Origin of the sequence: Micromonospora rosaria, from assembly GCF_001567585.1 — a bacterium.
In the GTDB taxonomy this organism is placed as follows: domain Bacteria; phylum Actinomycetota; class Actinomycetes; order Mycobacteriales; family Micromonosporaceae; genus Micromonospora; species Micromonospora rosaria.
In genome coordinates this window covers 15730-30283 of the sequence record NZ_LRQV01000090.1, presented here as the reverse complement: position 1 = coordinate 30283, position 14554 = coordinate 15730, and the positions used below count along the sequence as shown (strand labels likewise).

10 protein-coding genes are annotated in these 14554 nt (G+C 75.0%); 5 read left to right on the top strand and 5 right to left on the bottom strand.

The window, feature by feature from the left end; all coding sequences use genetic code 11:
• Together AWW66_RS21535 and AWW66_RS21530 are read right to left on the bottom strand one after the other, a co-directional pair.
• On the bottom strand, positions 1-342 hold a 342-nt coding region (locus AWW66_RS21535), incomplete at its 3' end, for a hypothetical protein (protein WP_157527675.1).
• 212 nt (positions 343-554) lie between these two features.
• Positions 555-1982: a UDP-glucose dehydrogenase family protein gene (locus AWW66_RS21530; protein WP_067369459.1), complete on the bottom strand. Its 1428-nt coding sequence runs from the start codon at positions 1980-1982 to the stop codon at positions 555-557.
• Between the two features lie 251 nt (positions 1983-2233).
• Here AWW66_RS21530 and AWW66_RS21525 point away from each other — a divergent pair, with 251 nt between their 5' ends.
• Entirely contained in the window at positions 2234-3397 is a 1164-nt protein-coding gene (locus AWW66_RS21525) for an acyl-CoA dehydrogenase family protein (RefSeq protein ID WP_067369456.1), read from the top strand.
• Here the strand turns inward: AWW66_RS21525 and AWW66_RS21520 are convergent.
• Complete coding sequence (locus tag AWW66_RS21520; protein ID WP_157527673.1) at positions 3387-4805, bottom strand: aKG-HExxH-type peptide beta-hydroxylase; 1419 nt, start codon at positions 4803-4805, stop codon at positions 3387-3389. The genes AWW66_RS21525 and AWW66_RS21520 overlap by 11 nt on opposite strands.
• Positions 4806-4962: 157 nt before the next feature.
• On the opposite strand from AWW66_RS21520, the gene AWW66_RS33875 reads away from it, so the two are divergent.
• From AWW66_RS33875 to AWW66_RS33870, 4 genes are read left to right on the top strand one after another with little or no spacing between them, the layout of a single operon-like run.
• Positions 4963-5199 carry a hypothetical protein gene (locus AWW66_RS33875; RefSeq protein WP_157527671.1) on the top strand — a complete coding sequence of 79 codons (237 nt, stop codon included), beginning with the start codon at positions 4963-4965 and terminating at the stop codon, positions 5197-5199.
• A 34-nt stretch (positions 5200-5233) separates the two neighbouring features.
• The gene (gene fxsT / locus AWW66_RS21515; protein WP_067369451.1) at positions 5234-9055 is read left to right on the top strand and encodes an FxSxx-COOH system tetratricopeptide repeat protein; all 3822 of its coding nucleotides are present in this window, start codon (positions 5234-5236) and stop codon (positions 9053-9055) included.
• Entirely contained in the window at positions 9052-10098 is a 1047-nt protein-coding gene (locus AWW66_RS21510; protein WP_067369448.1) for a hypothetical protein, read from the top strand. Before fxsT ends, AWW66_RS21510 begins: the two co-directional genes overlap by 4 nt.
• Positions 10095-11381 carry a cation:proton antiporter gene (locus AWW66_RS33870; protein ID WP_157527669.1) on the top strand — a complete coding sequence of 429 codons (1287 nt, stop codon included), beginning with the start codon at positions 10095-10097 and terminating at the stop codon, positions 11379-11381. Before AWW66_RS21510 ends, AWW66_RS33870 begins: the two co-directional genes overlap by 4 nt.
• On the opposite strand, the gene AWW66_RS21505 is transcribed toward AWW66_RS33870, so the two are convergent.
• Positions 11265-13523 (bottom strand): BREX system ATP-binding domain-containing protein, encoded by a 2259-nt coding sequence (locus AWW66_RS21505; protein ID WP_067369440.1) that lies wholly within the window; start codon positions 13521-13523, stop codon positions 11265-11267. The genes AWW66_RS33870 and AWW66_RS21505 overlap by 117 nt on opposite strands.
• Positions 13523-14386 (bottom strand): hypothetical protein, encoded by an 864-nt coding sequence (locus AWW66_RS21500; RefSeq protein ID WP_067369437.1) that lies wholly within the window; start codon positions 14384-14386, stop codon positions 13523-13525. Before AWW66_RS21500 ends, AWW66_RS21505 begins: the two co-directional genes overlap by 1 nt.
• Positions 14387-14554 lie beyond the last annotated feature (168 nt).

The window sequence follows — 14554 nt, the reverse complement described above, 5'->3', positions numbered from 1 at the left end:
GGTCGGGGCCGGGGCGTCGGTCGGGTCGGCGGGGCCGGCCGGGTTCGGCACCGGGCGGCGGCCCGCCCGGCGGCGCAGCACCCGGTGCGGTCGGGCGGACTGCTTGAGCCGCTCCTCACCGGCGTGCGCGAGGATGTCCCGCTGGAAGAGGGCGGCCTGCATCTTGGCGGCGATCTGCCGCTGCTCGGCGGCGATGGCGGCCTCGCGGGCCTTCATCTCCGCGATCGACCGCTCGATCTCGGCCAGGTGCTCGACCCACTGGGGCTGGTGGGCCCCACAGTGCGGGCAGTCGGCGGCCGGTTTGATCTCCTGGCCGCACGAGGCGCACTTGAAGGTACCCACCGACACCCCTCCACCCGGCCGACCCGCACTGTGGACGACTCCACTGTCGCAGCATGCCCAAACCTGGCCCGGATTTCGACACCCGCCGCCGCGTCGGCGGCCACAAAATAGCGGCCGGCCGTGGCCGAGGTGCCACGACCGGCCGCTGCGGGCGGATCAGGTGCCGGTCACCGCCGGGCGCGCCGCCGCGCCGGGTGCGGACCGGCGTCGGGTCAGGGGCGACCCAGCCCCCGGTACTCCCAGCCGGCCTGGGTCCACAGTGCCGCGTCCAGGCAGTTGCGGCCGTCGACGACCCGGCGGCCGGCGACCAGCTCGCCGAGGGCGACCGGGTCGGCGTTGCGGAAGTCGGCCCACTCGGTCAGCACGCAGACCAGGTCGGTGTCGGTGACGGCGTCGGTGATGGTGGCCTCGTACTGCAGCTCCGGCACCGCCCGGCGGGCGTTTTCCACGCCCTGCGGGTCGAAGACGTGCACGTCCGCGCCGGCCTTGTGCAGCAGCGCGGCGACCGCCAGGGCGGGCGCGTCGCGGACGTCGTCGGTGTTGGGCTTGAAGGTGGCGCCCAGCACCGCGATCCGGGTGCCGGACAGGTCCGGCCCGGCCGGCCCGGAGCGGCGGCCGAGCAGGTCGGCGGCGAGCTGGAGCACCCGGGTACGGCGGCGCAGGTTGATCAGGTCGACCTCGTGCAGGAAGCGCAGCGCCTCCCCGGCGCCCAGTTCCTGCGCCCGGGCCTGGAACGCGCGGATGTCCTTGGGCAGGCAGGCGCCGCCGAAGCCGAGGCCGGCCTGGAGGAACCGGTTGCCGATCCGGGGGTCGTACCCGATCGCGCGGGCGAGCTGGGTGACGTCACCGCCGGAGGCCTCGCAGACCTCGGCCATCGCGTTGATGAAGGAGATCTTCGTGGCCAGGAAGGCGTTCGCGGCGACCTTCACCAGCTCGGCGGTGGCGAAGTCGGTGACCACCAGCGGCACCTCGCGGTCCTCGGTGGCGGCCAGGTCGAAGACGCCCTTGTGCGCGGCGTAGAGCATGCCGTTGGCCCACTCGCTTTTGACGCCGACCACGATCCGGTTGGGGCGCAGCACGTCGTCGACGGCGAAGCCCTCCTGGAGGAACTCGGGGCTCCAGGCCACCTCGACGCCCAGGTCGGTCGGGGTGTGCTTGCCGACGAGCTGCTCCACCCACTCGGCGGTGCCCACCGGGACGGTGGACTTGCCGACGATCAGCGCCTTGCGGGTCAGCCGCTGGGCCAGGCTGGTCACCGACGCCTCGACGTACGACAGGTCGGCGCCCATCCCGTCGGCCCGCTGCGGGGTGCCCACGCAGATGAAGTGGACGTCGCCGAAGTCGGCGGTCTCGCCGATGTCGGTGCTGAACCGCAGCCGGCCGGCGGCCAGGTTCCGCCGCAGCAGCTCGTCGAGGCCGGGCTCGTGGATCGGCACCTCACCGGCGTTGAGCTTGGCGATCTTGTCGGCGTCGACGTCGAAGCCGAGGACCTCGTAGCCCAGCTCCGCGTAACAGATGGCGTACGTCGCGCCGAGGTAACCGGTGCCGAGGAAGGTGACCCGGGGCCGGGACGCGCCGGAGGGCGGCGTCACCGCCGGGATCACCGGCATCGGCTGGGGGTTCGGGTACGGGATCGTCACGCCTGTCTTCTCCGCTCGCACTGGCGGCGCTCTGGTTGCGTCGCGTTTCGGCCGGGCGCCTGTCCGGGGCACCGAAGGACATTGTGAATGTGTGGCGGCCAGCCGGCGGGGTGACGCCGGTGACATCCTGGCCGAGGCTACGCGCGGGTAACCATGACCGGGGCCGTGTCGTTATCCTTCATCCTGCGTGGTCGACCGTGACGGACAAGGCACCGACTGCGCATGATAGCGGTGAGAGGGAGGGTGCCGACATGGCCGCAGGGGAACCATTCGACGTCTACCGGTTGCCCGAGGAGCACGAGGCGATCCGGGAGGCGGTTCGTGAGGTCTGCGCGGCGAAGGTGGCCCCGCACGCCGCCGAGGCCGACGAGACCGGTGAGTTCCCGAAGGCGTCGTTCGACGCCCTGCGGGCCGCCGACTTCCATGCCCCGCACATCCCGGTGGAGTACGGCGGTGCCGGCGCGGACGCCCTGGCCACCGCGATCGTGATCGAGGAGGTGGCCCGCGCCTGTGCCGCGTCCTCGCTGATCCCGGCGGTCAACAAGCTCGGCACCATGCCGCTGCTGCTGGCCGGCTCGGCGGAGCTGAAGCAGCGGTACCTCACCCCGGTCGCCACCGGCGAGGCGATGTTCTCGTACTGCCTCTCCGAGCCCGAGGCGGGCAGCGACGCCGCCTCGATGACCACCCGCGCGGTGCGTGACGGAGACCACTGGGTGCTCAACGGCGTGAAGCGGTGGATCACCAACGCCGGGGTGTCGGAGTTCTACACCGTCTTCGCGGTGACCGACCCGGGCGCCCGGTCCCGGGGCATCTCCGCCTTCGTGGTCGAGAAGTCCGATCCCGGGGTCAGCTTCGGCGCGCCGGAGAAGAAGCTCGGCATCAAGGGCTCCCCGACCCGGGAGGTCTACCTCGACGGGGTCCGCATCCCGGCCGACCGGATCATCGGCGCCGAGGGCACCGGCTTCGCCACCGCGATGAAGACCCTGGACCACACCCGGGTCACCATCGCCGCCCAGGCGCTCGGCATCGCGCAGGGCGCGCTCGACTACGCCAAGGGGTACGTCGCCGAGCGCCGGCAGTTCGGCAAGCCGGTCGCCGAGTTCCAGGGCGTCCAGTTCATGCTCGCCGACATGGGGATGAAGCTGGAGGCGGCCCGCCAGTTGACGTACGCCGCCGCCGGGAAGTCCGAGCGGGGCGACGCCGACCTGACGTACTTCGGCGCGGCGGCCAAGTGCTTCGCCTCGGACGCGGCCATGGAGATCACCACCGACGCGGTGCAGTTGCTCGGCGGGTACGGCTACACCCGCGACTACCCGGTCGAGCGGATGATGCGGGACGCCAAGATCACCCAGATCTACGAGGGCACCAACCAGGTCCAGCGCATCGTGATGGCCCGCCAGCTCCTCAAGGACTGACCGACGCCCCCCACCGGGTGGCGACCGGCCGCCACCCGGTCCGGTCGCGGACCGGCCGGCCCCGCCCGGGTGCCGGCCGGTCGGCCCAGCCGGCGACCACCGTGTCGAGCTGCTCCACCAGCAGCCGCCCGTGCCCGGTGAGGCCGTCGGCAACCCGGAGCAGCCCGGCCACCTCCCGGCAGGCCGCGCGGACCCGGACGAACTCCGCGCGGGCCAGGTGCCGGCCCGCCGCCGTCTCGTGGTGCCGCTGGCGCAGCCAGAACCCGCCCACCGCCACGTGCGCGTACAGGCCGTGCACCAGGGCCGGCAGCGGGCGGGGGCCGGCGCGCCAGGGTGCGGGGTGCCGGGCCCCAGCGGTCGGCTCCACGAGCGGGAAGAGGTCGTCCAGCGCGGCGAGCTTGTTGTGCGCCAGCTCGTGCACCAGGGTCGCCGCGATCGTCCGGGCGTCCCCGGTGCCGGCCAGGGCGATGCAGCCCACCGCGGCCGGGAAGGTGCCGCTGATCAGCGGGGCGGTCAGCTCGGCCGGGGTGCCGCCCCCGGCCAGCGCGGCCAGCGGCCGGCCCGCCGGGTCCCGGCGCAGCGGGGTGAGCACCGAGACGACCTCGGCCAGGTCGGCGGCGGACGACCGGTGCCGGGTGGCCAGCAGCCGCCACCCCGGCGCGAGGCGGGCCCGCCAGCGGGCCGCCCCGGCCGCGTCCACCGGGACGACGCCGGCCGGGTCGACCAGGGCCCACGGGTCGTCCAGGTGGAACACCGGCCCCCGCCCCCGCGCCCGCAGCCGGTACGTGGGCTGCCAGGACAGCCGCGCGTCCCCGGCCGGGGTGGCGGGAACGCCGTCCAGCGCGACGAGGCCCCTCCCGCCGTCGACGGTCAGCTCCGCCCCGCCGCCATTCAGCTCCCCCGTGCCGTGGCCAGGCAGCGCCGCCCCGCCGCCATTCAGCTTCGCCACGCCGTCGCCGGGCCCCCGGCGCAGCAGCCCGAGCCCCGGCAGGGCGACCACGGCGGCGCCGGTGGGGGCTGTCGGCATGACGACACGAGCCCGGGTGCCGGCCCGCAGCGCCACCGCCGCGACCACCGCACCGAGCAGGGCCGGCTCGGCGCCGATCTCCCCGTCACGCAGCGCAGCGAGGGTGCGGACCGCCCAGACGCTGACCGACGGGTACCCGAGCACCGCGCGGGCCGCCCCGGGCGCGTCGCGCCGCAGCTCCGCCAGGAGCGTCCAGGCGTGCCGGGCCAGGGGCGCGTGCGGATGCCCGACGTCCTGGCTCAGCGCCACGACCTCACGCAGCGCGAGCAGATTGCGGCTGAGTTGCCCGGCGAGCAGCCGCCGGACGGCCGACCGGCCGCCGCCGCCACGGGCGATCGCCAGGAACGTCCCGGTGGGCATTTCGTGCCGATCGGACCGCACGGCTGCCCTCCCCAGGCCATGGCGCGATCCACCGTAACGACGGTGAATATCGATGAACGCTACGATATGTTACTGGCGGGATGCTGGTTGTGCCGTTCGGGTCGCGGACTCGGCCGTTCGGGATGGTGGCGCCGATGGATCGAAGGTTGGGCCGGACATGTCGGAAAGGATGAGCAGCCGCGACCGACCGCTGGTGTCTCATCTCCTTGATGTCGAGGCTCTCGACCCGGCCGAACTCGACGCCATCCCCCGCGAACTGCTGCGTCGGTCGTTACGCCGGTTGATAGCCGAGACAGGTGACCCCACCACCGGGTTCCTCTGGTGGCAGAACACACAGGACCGGGCGGGAGCGGCTGACGCCGGCTGGGATGCGGGACGGGGAGGGACGGCATGACGGGAGAGCACGGCCGGGCCGGGACGGTTCGCCGGTGACCGCGCCGGGGGGTGACCGGCCGGACGCCGGGGCGGCGGAGACCCGGGTGACCGGCTTCGTGGCGGCGGCCCGCTCCACCGGGCGGACCAACGTGGTGAGCAACCTGGCCCTGCTGCTGGCCCGCGCCGGTCGCCGGGTGCTCGTGGTCGACGCCGGGCGGGGCGCGGTCCGGGTGCACGAGCACCTGCGCGCCTTCCACGCCGAGGACTCGGCGATCACCGACCACCTCCCGACCGCCCTGACCGACCTGATGTTCGCGCTGCCCGGGTTCGCCACCGGCGAGCCCACCCTGCGCCGGTACGCCGTCCCGCCCGGCCGGCTGGACGTGCTCTGGACCCCGGACCCCACGGTCTGGCCGCCGGTGACCGAGGTGGGCGGCGGCCCGGACGGGGCCCTGCGCATCGAGCTGCGCCGGCAACTGCGCTTCACCGAGTACGACGACGTTCTGCTCGAACCCGCCGACTTCGCCGAGACCGTCGCCGCGTGGCTCGCGGTGCTCTGCGACGCGGTGGTGGTCTGCCTGCCGTACCACCGGCCCGCGCTGGCCGACGCGGCGGCGGTCGCCCGGCAGGTGCAGCGGGCCGCCCCGGCCGGGGTACGCATCGTGGCGGCCACCACCGGGCTGACCGGCGACGAGGAGGCCGCCGCCCGGTACGCCGAGGAGGTCCGGACCCGGTTCCTCGGCGTGCTCCACGAGCCCGCCGTCCCGGTCGACTTCGCGCAGGTCGAGATCGCCGGTGCGCCCTCCGGGCAGCCGCTGGCCCCGCTGCTGGAGGAGTCCCGCCACCGCGACGGCGTGCTCACCGCGTACGGCGCGCTGCTCGGCCTGCTCACCGCCGGCGAGGTGGACCGCGCCGCGCCGGAGCCGGACCCGGTCCGGGACCGCTACCGGTACGGCGTGGGCCGGCAGCCGGTGACCGAGACCGGCGCCGTCAGCCTGGCGTACCCGGAGATCCAGCGGCCGTGGGCGGACTGGCTGCGCGACGAGCTGACCGTGCTCGGGCTCCAGGTCCGGCGCTGGGGCCGGGGCGCGCCGCCGGTCGACGGCCCGGTCACCGTGCTGGCGGTCGCCCCCGAACCGCCCCCGCCCCGGGCCGCCGGCGCGCCGGTGCCCCCGTCCGTGCTGGACGACGGCTGGCTGGCGCCCTTCGTCGAGCAGGTCCGCGCGCACCCGGGCACCGAACTGCTGGTGGTGCGCACCACCGCGACGCCGGGGCTGCGACCCGACCCGGCGCGCGTCGTCGACCTGGCCGGTTGCAGCGAGGAGGTGGCCCGCCGACGGCTGCGCGGGACGCTGGGCCTCGCGGCGGTGACCAGCCAACCGGGGCCCCGCCCGTGGCGGGTCGGGTTCCCGGGCGGGCGGGACCGGGCCCGCCCGGTGTCCGGTCTGCCGCCGGCGCCGCGCCGCTTCGTCGGCCGGGACCGGGAACTGGCCGAGCTGCGGGACCACCTCCTGGCGAGCCGCCACGGGGAGCCGGTGACGGTCCGGGGGCCGGCGGCGGCCGGCAAGACCAGCCTGGTCCGGACCTACGTCGACCGGTTCCGGGCCGACTACGGCCTCGTCGAGTGGATTCCGGCGCGCAGCCGGCACGACGTGTGGCGGGCGCTGGCCGCGCTCGCCGACCGGTTGGGCGTCGGCCCGCGCGGCTCGGTGCCCGAGCTGCTGCGCGAACTGGGCCGCTGGAACAAGCCGTGGCTGCTGGTGTACGACGGCGTCGCCGACGGGGTCGACCTCGCCGGGCTGCTGCCCACCGGGCCCGGCCACGTGGTGCTCACCCGGCCCGGGACGGGCCCGTCCACCGGCGGTACCGAGGTGACCGTCGCGGAACTGACCAGGGCCGACGCCGTACGGCTGCTCACCCGGCAGGTCACCGGGCTGACCGCCGCCCCGGCCGCCGCCGTGGTCGACGCGGTCGGCGCGCTCCCGCTCGACCTGTGGCTCGCGTCCGGGCTGCTGGAGCAGGCCGGCATCCTGCTCAGCACCCGGGAGACGGTCACCGGGTCGCGGGCCGGCGACACGGCGGTACCGGCGTTCCTGGAGGTGGTCGCGCCGACCGGTGCGGACCCGACGGGGTCGCCGACGCGGCGGATCGTCGAGGTGGCGCTCGGGCTGATGGGCGAGGAGCTGAGCGGTCGGGTCGCCGTGGTGCTGGCCCAGATGTTCGCGTTCGCCGCCCCGGACGGGCTGTCGTTGACGCTGGTGCAGTCGCGGCGGATGCGTACGCAGGTCGCGGCCGGGCTCACCGGCCAGGACGCGGCGCTGCTGAACGCCGACGGCCTGGAGATGGACCGGGCGCTGACGGTGGCGACCCGGTACCGGCTCTTCGACGTCGCCTGGGGCGACCACGGGGTGGTGCGGATGCACCCCGCCGTGCAGGCCGCCGTGCGGGCCTGCCTGGCCCCGCCCGAGGAAACGGCCCGGCGGGGGCAGTTCCTGCTCGGCTTGGCCGGGGCGGCACCCCGGAGCACCGCCGCCGGCTCCGCGCTGCGCCGGGAGCTGCACCAGCACCTGCTCGCCGCCGGCGCGCTGGAGGTGGACGACCCGCACGACGTCCGCCGGTTCCTCGTGGAGCAGCTCGAACACCTCATCGCCCGGGGCGAGGGGGAGTCGGCCGAGGCCCGCCGGTTGTGGCGGCCCCTGCTGGACCGCTGGCTGGCCCGGCACGGCTGGGGCGACCGGCTCACCCTGCGCCTGGCCACCCGGCTCGCGGACGTGACCCGGATGCTGGGGTACGGCGACGAGGCCCTGGAGTTGAGCCGGGTGGTGGTGGCGCACGGTGCCACGCTGCTCGGGCACGACCATCCCCGGGTCCTGGTCAGCCGCCGGGGCCTCGCCGGGGACCTGCGCGGGGTGGGCCGGTTCCGGCCCGCGCTGATCGAGGACCAGGCGACCTGGCGGGGCTTCCGCGACCAGTTCGGCAACTCCCACCCGGAGACCCTGGTCGCGGCGTACAACCTGGCCAGCTCGTACCACCTGGCGGGGTGGACCGACGAGGCGGTCCGGGTCGCCCGGGACACGCTGCACCGGCGGCTGCGGCTGTTCGACGAGAACCACCCGGCGACCCTGCGGCTCGCCGGGGACCTCGGCCGGTACCTCGCCGAGCTGGGCAGCCCGGCGGACCTGGCCGAGTCGTACCGGCTGTTGCAGGACGTGTACCAGCGGCGCGTCGTTGGGCACGGCGAGGAGGACATGCTGCTGCTGCGGACCATCCGCCACCAGGCGGTGACCGAACGGCGGCGGGGGCACCGCGACCGGGCCAAGGACCTGAACAGCCGGGCCTACCTGGCGTTGCGGCGGCTGCTGGGGGAGGACAGCCCGGCCACCCGCTCCTGCCGGCTGAGCCTCGCCGTCGACTACCACCTGGCCGGGGAGAGCGACAAGGCGGTCCGGCTGGCCGACGACAGCCTCGCCGGCTACGAGCGGGACCTGGTCGCCGGGCACCCCTTCGTCCACCTGTCCCGCAGCCTGCGGGCCGTGCTGCGGCGGGGCACGGACGAGGCGGACGAGACGGTGGCCGAGGGCGGCAAGGCCGCCACCGGGCTGGCGTCCGCGCTCGGCGAGTCCCATCCGTGGGCGCTCGCCGGCCAGGTGAACCAGGCCGGCAACCTGGCGGCGGTCGGGCGCGTCGGGGCGGCCGAGGAACTGTTGCGTGGTGTCCTCGACGAGGGTCGTCACCTGCTCGGCGTGGACCATCCCTACCTGCGGGCCGCCCGCCGGCTGCTCGCCGTGGTGCTGACCGACGGTGAGCTCAGCGGTGGTCGCCGTCCCGGGTCGGTGGCGCTCGACTTCGTCGACCTGGAGGTGCCGGAGACATGAGCACGGAGGCCCCCGCCGACGGGACGGTCCGGCCGGAGCACGGCGACCGGCGGATCGTCGTCACCCTCGGCAGCCACCTGGAGGGGCGGCCTCCCGGTGTGCTGCCCGCCTGCGAGGAGCTGATGCGCCAGGTGCCCGGCCTCGTCCACCTGGCCCGCTACAGCACCGGCGTGTGCGACTTCGCCCTGGACGCCGACGCCGCGCCCGGCGGGCCGGACCCGCTGCCGCCCGAGGAACGGCAGCTCGTCGGCCGGGACGTGGTGCACGTGATGACCGACCTGGACGTCCAGTTGCGGCCGGCGCGCAGCGGGGACCTGATCCGGACCGTGCTGCACACCGCCCGGGGCGTGATCTTCGCGCTCCAGGTGCGCCGGGAGCAGTACCTGGTGGCGATGACCCGGCCGGCCGCGCCGGAGAGCGGTCCGCCGCCGGGTCAGCCGGACGTCCGCGCCGCCGACGTCGGCCTCTCCGAGCTGGCCAACCGGCTGCGTGAGGCGGTCAGCCAGCAGCCCACCAACTACGGCGGCTGGCTGACCGTGCCCGAGGCCGAGGCCGGGGCCGAGACCGGGGCCGAGGGCGGCGCGGCGGGGCCGGACGAGGCGGCGGCGGGTACGGTCCGGCCCCGCACCTGGACGGCCGACCCGACGTACGCCGGGCTCGCCGCCATCTGCCGCGACCACCTCGACCCGGACGACCTGCACTACGCGGCGGTCTGCCGGCCCGGCCGGGTCGAGGCCAGCGCCGACCTGCTCGACGACGACCGGCTGGAACGCTTCGCCGACGGCACCGGCTCGAGGCGGCGGCGGGCCTTCTACGGGCTCGTCGGGCAGCGGGTCGACGTGCTGCTGCGCACGGTGGTCCGGGCGGCGTACCCGGCGATCGGGTCCCGGGTGCGCCGGCTGGTCCTCGACGTCGAGGAGGGCGCCCTCTACTGCTACCCGATCGGGCTGGACCGCTACCTGCTCGCGGTCACCCTCGACCAGAGCCGGGTGGCGGCGGCCGACGACCGGGCCGCCCTGCTCAGCGGCGAGCTGAACGGATGAGCACGGCGCAGCCGGGCGCGACCCGGCCGACCCGGGTGGCCGAGGCGGTGCTGCCGTCGCTGCGGCGCAGCGGGCTGTTCGTCCTGGTGGCCGCCGCCGGCTGGGCGCTGGCCGCCGGCCTGGACTGGACCGCGCCGTACCGTTCGGACGGCTACCTGGCGGTGGCCGGGGTGTTGCTGGCCGTCGGCCTGTTCGCCAGCACCTCCGGGATCGACCTGGCGGCGGCCCGGCGCAACGCCCGGCTGGTCGGCCTGGCGATCACGGTCGGTGTGCTGGTCAAGGCCGCCCTGATCACCGGGGTGATGCTGCTGGCCTTCCGGAACCCCGCCTACCTGGTGCTCGGGGTGGCGGTCGCGCAGATCGACCCGTTGTCGTTCGCGGCGGCCCGGTTGCAGTCCCGGATGTCGCCGCAGGCCAAGACGATCCTCTCCGCCTGGGCGTCGTTCGACGACCCGGTCACCGTCCTGCTGACCGTGTACGCCGCCGCCTGGGCGCTGCCGCTGCTGCCCGACGGGCCGGCCACGGTGGACGTGCTGCCGCACACGGCGCTGCGCGACCTCGGCGTCTCGCTGGCCGAGAACGCGGCGTTGGTGCTGGTCGCCGCCCTGCTCTGGTGGGGTACGCGGGCGCTGCGCCGCCGCCTCGGCGGGCCTCCGACGGCGTGGACGGTGCTCCAGGTGGTGCTGCTGGTCGGCGTCGCCGGGGTCGCGGTGTGGCAGTTCCTGATGCTCGGGCTGGCGGTGGCCGGCCTGTTCTACCGTCCGCCGGTCGGCGCGCTGCTCGACCGGCTCACCCGGTGGGCGTTCCTGGCCGCCACCTTCGCCCTCGGCCTGGTCCTGGTCGGTGGGGTACGGCCGGTGCCCGGTGTGGTGCTCGGGCTGGCCGCGGTCGCCGCCCACGTGGTGGTCGCCCTGATCGTCTGTGCCCGGCTGCCCGCCGCCGACCGCCTCGACGTGCTCCTCGGCCAGCAGAACGGGATCACCGCGGTGATCCTGGCGCTGGTGCTGGAACGGCAGTTCCCCGGCACGGTGGCGGTGGTGGCACCGGCGATCCTCACGGTCAACCTGCTGCACGCGCTGACCAACGGCCTGCGTGAGGCGTACCGGCCCGAGCCTGCTGCCCCGGCGTCCTCGGGCGGCCCCGTGCCCGCAGGTGGCCCCGTGTCGTCAGGTGGCCCCGCCGGGCAGGGCGGCCAGCAGTTCCTGGCGGACCCGCGAGCTGAGGTCCCCGAACAGGTCCTCCGGCCCCGCCCCGTCCCCCGGGCCGTCGACGAGGTCCCGTAACGCCCGCAGCCGGAACACCGGCAGGTACTCGTGGACGACGTCGAAGATCTGACAGATCTCCTCCAGCCGTTCCCGCTGCGCCACGGTCGGCCCGCCCGGCTGCTGCCGGGCCAGGGCGTACCACTCGGCGACGGCCTGCGCGAACGCCTCGACCAGCTCGGTGAGCAGGGCGGCGACCCCGGTGGCCGCGTGCACCCGGCCGTCCCGGATCCGGGCCCGGACCGCCTGGCGGGCCCCCCGGCCGGCCTCGCCCTCCGCGAAGGCCTGGGTGAGCAGCGTGCCGACCCGGGTGTGCAGGTGACCGGCGGCGAGGGCCCGCTCGAACACCTCGACCACCGGCGCGGGCAGGCCGGCGAGCAGGTCGTCCGCGCCGGGCTCGGTGACCGCCCCGGGCGGCGGCCGGAGCTGGCTCAGGTCCCGGTGGATGGCGGCCAGTTGCTGGTCGTTGCGGACCCGCAGGTCGTCCAGCGCGCCGGTGAGCAGGCTGAGCATGTGCTGGGTGGCCGACTGGCGGCGGTCCAGCCGGGCCAGGTGCGGGGCCACCGGCACCAACAGGCCGTCCTGCGGGTACCGCTCCTCCATCCGCCCGGTCATCGCCTTGACCTCGGCGGTGAGCTGGTCGGCGAAGGACCTCGGCCGGTACAGCAGCGGCTCCCGCCCGACGGCCTCGCGGATGCGGGGCAGGAACTGCTCCGGCACCGGCTCCAACACGACGAGCAGCAGCTCGCAGTCCCGGTGCGCGTGGGCGGCGCGGGCCCGGTTCTCGACCGTGGCCACGTCGCTCTCCTCCAGCATCGGCCCGGCGAGCAGGATGCCGCAGCCCGCGTCGTCCCGCCCGACCGGCAGCCAGTAGTCGACGCGGCTGTCCGGCCGGTCGGTGAGGAAGTAGTCGGGTACGTAGGCGTCGTGCCCGGTGCCGACCAGCACCTGCCGGATCTCGGCGAGCACGTGCTGCGTCCCCGCGCCGCCGTACAGCTCGCGGACCGCCGCGCGGACCATCGCCGGGGTCACCGGCGTACCCCGGTCCCGGGCCTGGCGCCACAGCCGGTGACAGAGCGAGATCACCCGGCGGGGGACACCGTGGGCCAGCTCCACGAGCTGGACGACGCTCTCCTCGGTGAACGGCGCCAGCCGGTCGCCCTGCCGGTACCGGATGTACCCACGGGTCTCCGCGGTGGTCAGGGGCGTCATCCGGACCTGTTCGCCGCTGCGCGCCCGGACGTCGCGGGGCAGGCTGTCGAGCAGGTCGGGCAGCCCGGCGATGATCAGGAAGGTGTGCGACGCGGCGAAGACGTGCAGCATCTCCTTGAACTTGTCGAGCGCCTCGGTGCCGCGCCGGCCGGCGGCGGTGAGCACCTGGTCCAACTCGTCGATCACCAGCACGAACGGGTTCGGGCCGTACCCGATCAGCATGGCGAAGACGCCCATCGCCTGTAAGGCGGTCGCCTCCGTCGCGGTGAGGGTGCCGGTGATGCCGCGTTCCCGGAGCACCTCCGCCGGGGGCCGCCCGGCGATCCACTCCCAGACCGCGTCCTCGAAACCGCCCCGCAGCAGCAGGGTGAGCGCCCGCGCGAACTCGGTGTTGTCGGTGACCTCCCGCAGCCGCTGGCGGAGCTGTTCGAGCAGGCGGTGCTCCATCATGCCGAAGGTGTCCACCACGGCGACCGGGTCCAGGCTGCCGTCCAGCAGCGACTCGGCCAGCGGCTCGGTGACCCGCGAGCGGCGTACCTCGACGGCGAGGATGTCGGCGTACAGCCGGCGGACCTGGCGGTCCACCACGTCCCGGCGGTCGGCGAGCTTGTCGGCGAAGGCACGGTACAGCGAGACGAAGGTGTCCGGCGGGGCGTTCAGGTGCATCCACTGGAGATCACCGTCGAGGCGTTCGGCGGCGTGCCGGATCAGGTGGGCCGCGAGGTGGGTCTTGCCGGTGCCGTAGTCGCCCACCACGGCCAGTACCCGGCCGGCGGGCTCCTGCGGGGCGGCCCGGAGCGCGGTGAGGTAGCCGTCCATCACGGCGGTCGCCCGGCGGATCGCCGCCGTGGGGATGGTCATGACGGTCGACCCGGCGTCCGCGATCTGGGCCACCGCGCTCGACGGGTAGGGGTTGACCGCGCCGTTCGGGTCCGGGTCGTGCGCGTCCATCACGGTCGCTCCCCCCTGAGGCGGCGGGCTTCTCTGACGAAGTGTCGGCCGAGGTGTTCCCAGGTCACCTCATCCGGTCGGCTATTTTGTACCCGGAGTGTCTCGTACACCCCGAACAGTAACCACTGCATCTCACGAATAGTCGTCTTTCGATCGCCCTGGATGAACTCGTCGAGCGCCTCGGGGGCGAGCGGGGGTACCGCGCCCGCCGGCATCCGGCCCAGCCGGTCGGCGGCGAAGAGGCTGGCGTGCTCGTGCTCGAAGGCGTCGACCCGCAGGTGCAGCGTCCGGCCCGAGACGTGCTGGACACCCACGGCCGACGGCGCCTCGGCGAAGAACACCGTCCGCTGCGGAGCGCGGGCGTCGTAGTAGCGCAGCTCCTCCACCAGCTCGACGGTCGGCAGCAACACGATCAACCACTGGTCGGGCGCCAGGTAGCCGGGCAGGTTGCGGTACGTGCCGTCGGGGTCGGTGCGCTTCTCGTAGAGCCGGTCGCCACGCAGCAGGGCGAGCAGGTCGAGCTTGTCGACCAACGCCTCGCTGACCTTGCTCAGCCGTTCCCGGACGGTCGCGCTGTCCGACGCCTCCTGGGTCAGGTCGACCACCTCGACGCCCAGCCCGTCCGCCCGCAGCCGGCCGTGCAGCCAGTACGCGCAGCGGTTGATCAGCGCGGTCTTGCCGCAGCCACGCTCGCCGCTGACCAGCACCAGCCGCCCCTGACGGTGCAGGTCGGCGAGGTCCTCGAAGCGCTTCTGGCAGGTCGTGAAGGACTCCTCGGTGTTGTCCACCGGGACGTAGAAGTCGAGGTGTTCCTCGTGCCAGAGCGGGTTGAGCGGATCCGTCGCGTCGAAGAGCTGGGGCACCGCGAACGGGTTCGGCGGCGGCTCGGACGCCGTCGGCCCCGGTGCCGTCGGGTCTGCCGCCCTCGGGCCTCCTGCCGTCGGGCCCGGTGCCGCCGGATGCGGTGCCGTCGGGCCCGTCGCCGTGGGGCCTGTCGCCGTCGGGTGCGGTGGCGGCTCCGGCGTCGGGTC

Excerpts from the sequence above, each read along its gene's own strand:
- AWW66_RS21505 (WP_067369440.1), bottom strand. The coding sequence starts at position 13,523 with ATGGACGCGCACGACCCGGACCCGAACGGCGCGGTCAACCCCTACCCG.
- AWW66_RS33875 (WP_157527671.1), top strand. The coding sequence starts at position 4,963 with ATGTCGGAAAGGATGAGCAGCCGCGACCGACCGCTGGTGTCTCATCTC.
- AWW66_RS21510 (WP_067369448.1), top strand. The coding sequence starts at position 9,052 with ATGAGCACGGAGGCCCCCGCCGACGGGACGGTCCGGCCGGAGCACGGC.
- AWW66_RS21525 (WP_067369456.1), top strand. The coding sequence starts at position 2,234 with ATGGCCGCAGGGGAACCATTCGACGTCTACCGGTTGCCCGAGGAGCAC.
- AWW66_RS33870 (WP_157527669.1), top strand. The coding sequence starts at position 10,095 with ATGAGCACGGCGCAGCCGGGCGCGACCCGGCCGACCCGGGTGGCCGAG.